Annotated in this window: 7 protein-coding genes; 3 read left to right on the forward strand and 4 right to left on the reverse strand. The window is 39.2% G+C overall.

Annotated elements, in window-relative coordinates:
- Window positions 1-984, forward strand: a 984-nt coding sequence (locus A2517_RS08335) for a sensor histidine kinase (RefSeq protein WP_294896001.1), incomplete at its 5' end; no start/stop codon positions are given.
- Window positions 981-2,486 (forward strand): FAD-dependent oxidoreductase, encoded by a 1,506-nt coding sequence (locus A2517_RS08340; protein ID WP_294896003.1) that lies wholly within the window; start codon window positions 981-983, stop codon window positions 2,484-2,486. The genes A2517_RS08335 and A2517_RS08340, both read left to right, overlap by 4 nt.
- On the opposite strand, the gene A2517_RS08345 is transcribed toward A2517_RS08340, so the two are convergent.
- The 4 genes from A2517_RS08345 to A2517_RS08360 all read right to left on the reverse strand — a co-directional run bounded on the left by A2517_RS08345 (window position 2,487) and on the right by A2517_RS08360 (window position 5,218).
- The gene (locus tag A2517_RS08345) at window positions 2,487-2,939 is read right to left on the reverse strand and encodes a globin (protein WP_294896005.1); all 453 of its coding nucleotides are present in this window, start codon (window positions 2,937-2,939) and stop codon (window positions 2,487-2,489) included.
- A 203-nt stretch (window positions 2,940-3,142) separates the two neighbouring features.
- Window positions 3,143-3,394, reverse strand: coding sequence for a hypothetical protein (locus A2517_RS08350; RefSeq protein WP_294896007.1), 252 nt, complete (start codon window positions 3,392-3,394; stop codon window positions 3,143-3,145).
- Window positions 3,395-3,460: 66 nt separating this feature from the next.
- Window positions 3,461-4,702 carry an EAL domain-containing protein gene (locus tag A2517_RS08355; protein ID WP_294896009.1) on the reverse strand — a complete coding sequence of 414 codons (1,242 nt, stop codon included), beginning with the start codon at window positions 4,700-4,702 and terminating at the stop codon, window positions 3,461-3,463.
- Between the two features lie 165 nt (window positions 4,703-4,867).
- Window positions 4,868-5,218, reverse strand: a complete 351-nt coding sequence (locus A2517_RS08360) for a helix-turn-helix transcriptional regulator (protein WP_294896011.1) — start codon at window positions 5,216-5,218, stop codon at window positions 4,868-4,870.
- Window positions 5,219-5,573: 355 nt separating this feature from the next.
- On the opposite strand from A2517_RS08360, the gene A2517_RS08365 reads away from it, so the two are divergent.
- Entirely contained in the window at window positions 5,574-7,178 is a 1,605-nt protein-coding gene (locus tag A2517_RS08365; protein WP_294896013.1) for a sensor domain-containing diguanylate cyclase, read from the forward strand.
- Window positions 7,179-7,180 lie beyond the last annotated feature (2 nt).

The raw sequence follows: 7,180 nt of genomic DNA on the forward strand, positions 1-7,180 counted from the left end.
AGCGGTTACACCTTTGAGGAGATTGATACCGTAGAGAAATGGGCGGAGAATGCGTGTGCTAAAGACAAGCCGCTGATGAATCAATATATGGACGAACTTTACTCTGTAGAACACAAAATTGATATGGGGGAAGCTTCGGTAACAACCAAAGAGGGGAATACCCTTATTTGGCAGTTCAGTTCAGCTCCGCTGGGGATTATCGACGGGAAACGAACGGTCGTCACCACGGCGATGGATATTACCGAACTAAAAAGAAAAGACCAGCTGATGATGGCACAATCACGCCACGCGGCAATGGGGGAGATGATAGGTATGATCGCCCATCAATGGCGTCAACCTATCTCCGGTATTGCGATGAACGCCAATAATATATTGCTCGATATTGCGTTAGAGACATTTGATACCGCATCCGCTACGGTATACGCCCAAGATATTCTCGATCAGACACAGCACCTTTCCAAAACAATCGATGATTTCAGAAACTTTTTCAAACCGGATAAATCGGTTACCAGCGTGAATCTCAAAGAGATTATCGAGGAGACCTTCACCATCGTAAAAGATAGCCTTATAAATAATGGAATCCGGATCAAAACCACCTATCTGAGTGAAACCAAAGTAGACGCATACTCTCGAGAACTGATGCAGGTATTTGTGAATCTTATCAACAATGCAAAAGATGCATTGCTCTCCAGAGAGACGAAAGAGCCTTATATTGATATCTGTATCGATGAAGATGAACTTTATCTTAACACAACTTTCTGCGACAACGGAGGCGGTATCAGTGAAGCCGTTCTTCCAAAATTGTTTGACCCCTATTTCACGACAAAAGATGAAAAAACGGGAACGGGACTGGGACTTTACATGAGTAAAATGATTATAGAAGATCATCTCCACGGTATTATTGAAGCCTACAACACTGATGAGGGTGCCTGTTTTAAAGTGAGACTGCTAAAAAAATCCCCTAAAAATGAGATACTTATATGACGCAACACCACTATGATGTACTCATTATCGGGGGAGGAATATCGGGATGTGCCCTTGCGTATGAGCTGGCACGGTACACCGATATTGCGAACATTGCGGTCGTTGAAAAGTATGGCTCTATTGCTACGCTGAACTCAAAAGGGACAGCCAACTCCCAAACGATTCATGTCGGTGATATCGAAACCAACTATACCCTCTCCAAAGCGGCCATCACAAAACGAACCGCCAAAATGGTCGAAAAGTATTGCCTACAATACGGCTACCAAAACAGCATAATCTTTTCCCACCAAAAGATGGCACTCGGAATCGGTGAGGAGGAGGTGGAATTTCTTCTGCACCGCTATGAGGAGTTTTCCGAGTTATTCCCTTACCTCGAAGTGTGGGACAAAGAGGAACTTAAAAAGATCGAACCTCGCGTCGTATTCGATGAAAAAGGAAATGAACGTCCTGAGCGTATTGTCGGAATCGGTGCAAAGGGTCAGTGGACGACGGTGGATTATGGAAAAATGGCACAATCGTTTATCACCAACGCACAAAATGAACCCGATACGACTGTCGACCTCTTTTTAAATGCACCCGTCACAGCCATCGAAAAAAATCCTTTGCGCGGCTACAGTGTCCGAACCAAAGAGAGAGTCTATAGTGCCGACTTCGTGGTTGTCAATGCCGGTGCTCACAGCCTCTATCTGGCTCATTCCATAGGACATGGACTTGACTATTCATGCCTTCCGGTTGCAGGGAGTTTTTATCTTACCTCACAACATATCCTCAACGGCAAAGTCTATATGATCCAAAATCCGAAACTCCCTTTTGCCGCACTTCACGGTGATCCCGATATTCTGGCAGAGGGAAATACCCGCTTCGGTCCAACCGCCCTTGTCCTCCCTAAACTCGAACGATTTACCGGCGGAACCTATCTCGATTTTTGGAAAACGTTTCGACTCGATCTCAATGTCTTACGTGCCTTATGGAAGCTCCTCCGAGAAAGCGATATCCGCAACTACATCTTCCGAAATTTTCTCTTTGAAATTCCCTACCTAAACAAACGTCTTTTTTTACACGATGCCCGTAAAATTGTCCCCTCACTTCGTCTGGATGAGTTTGAATATGCCCATGGCTTCGGAGGGGTTCGTCCGCAAGTAATCGATAAGCATCAGCAAAAGCTGATGCTGGGTGAAGCCTCTATCAATACGGGAGAGGGGATTATATTTAACATGACCCCCTCCCCCGGAGCAACGAGCTGTCTGGGCAATGCAGAGCGTGACCTTCGCTATGTGGTGCAATATCTGGGAAAAACGTTTGATGAGAAGCGGTTTAATGACGAACTCACCGATGGAGAGTACTGTGTCCTCTCCGCACCGATTGAAGAACAAAAGAGAACACTCAATGCGATCCGTGATGCGATGAGTGCCCTTGAAAAAGAGTATTATGAAGAGATTCATGTCGGGAAGCCGCACGAGTCGTTTTGGAGCCGACCGCACAGTTTATGGAGAAAAAAATAATTACCCTTTAGGGGTGGGGATATTCACGAGGAGACTCGAAAAACGCTCCAGATAGTTCCAAAACGATTGGATATGTTCAGGGGATATCCCCTCCTCTTCCAGATAGGGCAAAAGGGTGGCAAAAGAGTTCAGCCAAATCTGACGACCTCTCTCATCAATCCGAAAACGCTGATGACGTGCCAGCATCCTTGGATCTCCTCGGGTTTGCGCAAAATAATCGGGACCGCCGCAAATCTGTATGAAAAAATCGGCTGCGTGTTTCTTGACCTTCGCAAACTCATCTTCATACTCAACCGGAAACATAAAAGCAATATCACTGTGAGCGATATTTTCATAGTGATCGTCCACCAGCTGGCGAAAACGTTCTTCCCCTACTTGATTCAAAAACTCAGGATTAGGCTTAATGATCGGAGAATCCACACCCAATGTACTCTCTTTTATCGTAAAATCCATCCTGATCTGCCTCTGTATTATCTTGATACCCTAAAAAAGTCTATCAGCCCATACTTCACTGAAGATTTCAATGTATTCAAATATAGCAGAATAAACACTATAGAAAGCGATACCCATAACGGTTCCTTGCACGAATAATATGCTTCAAGTAAGCAAAATCTATTCCTAAAACCGAAACGTTACCTCATTTTACTCTTTAAGAATCACTCGGCACCGTAGGCTTGTTTAATGTACATTTCGAGTTTTCCGTCCATCGCACTCATAATAGAAGCTAAGATTTTATCTTTTTCGTCGTTGGAGAGTTGGTTGCCCGTTGATTTTTCGATAGCGTAGATCGCAGTTGATGCGGAAGTATCGAGGACATAGTTGTTGAGCGCCATCGCCATTTTTGCCGTATGATCACCGACAACTTGAGATATATGGTGTTGAAGTTCTATTAGCATTTGTTCGTTCATTTGTAACTCCTCTTTGGTTTCTATGAGAGCAGTATTATATCTCAGGTACCCATTTTAGTATAAAAATTATGTCGCAAAATGTTCTTCATAAAAATCATTGGACCAATTGTAGCTCTCCGTCGCCATCATATTTAATTTATCTTCATCAAGATTCAATTTTGTTATTTGCTCTTGAATGTTGCTAAAATTTTCTTCTTCAATAGAGATTACCAATTCAAGCATCTCCCCGAGCCTTCCCTCTTTATCGATTAATGCGGATACAATCAACTCATTCAAATGAACACCGGAAAGTACCTCTTTCATCGGTAAAGCCATCATCACATCAAACAAAGAGAGCAAGCCGGTTAAAAATGCTTCATCATGGATAGGAGAATTCATACAAGAAACCAAGCAACTCATCATTTTTGCCCGAAACAGTGCGGATAAAAGTATAGGTTCCGAAAACATTGATCCGGTGGCATCGGCATAGAGAAATAACAAAATCCACTGTTTTAACGATGCTCTTCCGAGCAACGTCATCGCATGTCGAAGTGAGGAAATCGGCTCTTTTGCCCCTATCTCAACCGAATTGATGTATTTCAAGAGATTTATAATCAAATAGGGGCAATTTAGCAGTTTGGCTTCCAGCTCCTTGATATCTGCATTATCATCTATCAATGCAATCACTTCTAAAAGTACGTGATGAGATGGGTCAAATCTTTTTTGTGTAAAAACAGTAGGTTTTTCATAAAAATAGCCTTGGAAATAGCTAAATCCAAATTTTTTGTAATACTCATATTCCTCAATGGTTTCCACTTTTTCGGCAAGAAGCTTAATCCCCTCATACGCTTCAAATATATTAATTTTTTCATGTATTTTTTCTTTGCTTGCAGTGAATAGATCGATTTTAACATACGACAAATAGCCAAATAAAGGTTCAAAACGTTTAATCATCTCATCACTTAGATCCATATCGTCCAATGCGAAGGTATACCCTTGCTCTTTGAGATTTTTTACTTGAACTACAAACGCATCATCAATAAAAGTATTCTCTAAAATTTCCAATACAAATTTATCAGCGGGTATAGCATTAAAAAGAGGAGTATCAAAAAAAGTATGATCGATGTTAATAAAACCAAAATGTTTTCCGAGAAGTTTGCGTGAACCGAAGTTGTTGAGTGAATTGACCAAAACACGACATGTAGCCTGAGTATTACAAGAAATTGGTGCTGCATAATTATCAAAACTCTGGCGAAACAATAATTCATAGCCATGGATATTTCCATACAGATCAATAATAGGTTGTCTTCCAATAAAGATATTTTGCATATAGAGCCTATGATTAAATTTGATTTACAGCATAGCAAAAGGAATGAAAAATCTCACTTAATCAGTTAGCTAATTGACTTAATATAATAAAAAAAGTTACTTTATTGAATATTTTTGTATTTTTTAGAGGTGTAGGTTTACGCAGTTTTTGAAAATCAGTTTTAATTAAATCTGTTTCAATTTCTTTTCTTCATAAGACAAAATCAATGTATTAAATGCTTCATAGATTTTTTTACATTTTTCGATATCGACATCGATATAGATCTTTTTTCCTTCTTTATAACTCTTGATCAAGCCCGCTGATCTGAGTATGTCAACATGTGCTGAGATAGTTGGCATAGAATAGGTGAACAATGCTGCAATATCGGTTATGCACATCATCCTGTTCTCATGAATACTTTTATCAACGTTCAATAATATTTGTTCGAAAATTTCAAGTCTTGTTTTATTACCAAGAGCTTTATAAATTTCTACTCTTTCTTCAAATGTAATTTTTCTTTTATCAATAAAAGACATACTCCCCCTTTTGATTGTTCTAATGCATAACATGATTGTATATCACATTTGTAGTAGAAGCAAAGGTTATATTCATTGACTCAAAAATATTAAGTTCAATTAAAAATAACCCAAGTCAGTATTTTAGGGACTTTCAGTCACAAAAAAGTCATAAAACACTTTTATATTCATAAAATAGTAGCTCTATACTGTTGCATCCGTGTTGCATTTTTGACACTATAAAGATAAAGTAGCTAAAACATACTTTTTTAAGACTATATTTAAAAAAAAAGCTATAATAATTTTTATTACTTACTGATAAATGCACTGTTTTATTTCCAACAATAAAAATATTAAAGAAAGTAGGAGTTCTATTATGATTCCAATCGATTCTTTACCTATAAACATTGCACTTTACCGTTACGAGAATGGTGACTTTTTATTTGTCGATTTGAATCTTCAAGCGCAAAAAACGGATAGTGTTATACGTGAAAATATTATAGGTAAAAAAGTACAAGATGTTTTTCCCGGAGTAAGAGAATTTGGGTTACTTGAGGTACTTGAACGGGTTTACAAGACGGGTGAAGCAGAACATTTTGAAGCTGGTTACTATAGAGACGAGCTTCGAGAAGGATGGCGATCTAATGATGTGTCACGCTTGGATAATGGTCATATTATGGCTGTTTACAGCGATATTACACAAGAAATTCAAAATAAACATTCTCTCGAATCATTGGGGAACTTGATTGATAAAAGCCTGAATGAAATCTATATCTTTCATCCGGAAACATTACTATTTTTCTATGCGAACACGAGTGCCTTGCATAATATCGGCTATACCATGGAGGAACTCTCAAAAATGACTCCTCCGGATATTAAACCACAATATAGCACTGAAGAATTTCGCAAACTCATTCAACCTCTGCTTGATGGGACAACACCGTTATTAACCATAGAGACAAAACATTGCCGTAAAGATGGAACTGAATACGATGTGGAAGCGCGTATTCAAAAAATGCTCTATCTCGGAAAAGAGCATCTTGTCGTGAATATTATAGATATTACCGATCGTATCAAAGACCAGCAGGAGATGCTAAAACTTCATCGTATGATTGAGGAGAGCGAAATTCTCTTTAAGACACTGACAGAAAGTGCGCTAGCAGGTATCTTCCTCTATCGGGAAACCTTTCTCTATATCAATCAGGCATTTACTAAAATGACCGGATATACGTTCGATGAGCTTCAAAGCATGACACCTATGGATCTTGTTACGGCAGAAGAACGAGAGTTCATAGAAGGACGTGTAGAGGCTAGATTGAAAGGAGAGTTACAAGATCAAATCGTTTACGAAGATTTGAAAATTGTGACGAAATCAGGAGAAGTACGATGGTTTTATATTGCTATTTCGGTGGTAAAGTTTCAAGGAAAATGGACAGGGCTTGGAACCGCTATCGATATGACACAGCGTAAAATGATGGAAAAGAAGCTTGAGTATGTCGCGCAGACCGATCCATTGACAGGTCTCTACAACCGTCTCAGATTTGATGATATTATTCAGCGTGAAATTGCTGTTGGAAAACGTCAAAACACACTGATCTCTTTTATTTATATGGATATCGATTTTTTCAAAAAAATCAACGATACATGCGGTCATGATACGGGTGATATTATTTTGAAAGAGATTACCCGTATTATACGGGAGGTCTTACGAACAAGCGATTATCCATTCCGTTGGGGCGGAGAGGAGTTTATAATAATTTGTCCGAATACAACGATAAACGAAGTTAAAGTTTTAGCAGAACGGTTACGTACAAAAATTGCAGAAAATCATTTTTCTATAGTGGAGAAAGTGACTGTCAGTATCGGAGTCACACAGTATTATGATGATGAATCAGTCGATGAAATGATCAACAGAGCCGATCAAGCGCTTTATCAAGCCAAAGAGAGTGGACGAAATAAAGTTATGGAAAAAGTTAAATAATC

This window comes from Sulfuricurvum sp. RIFOXYD12_FULL_44_77 (assembly GCF_001830725.1).
Lineage (GTDB): Bacteria > Campylobacterota > Campylobacteria > Campylobacterales > Sulfurimonadaceae > Sulfuricurvum > Sulfuricurvum kujiense_A.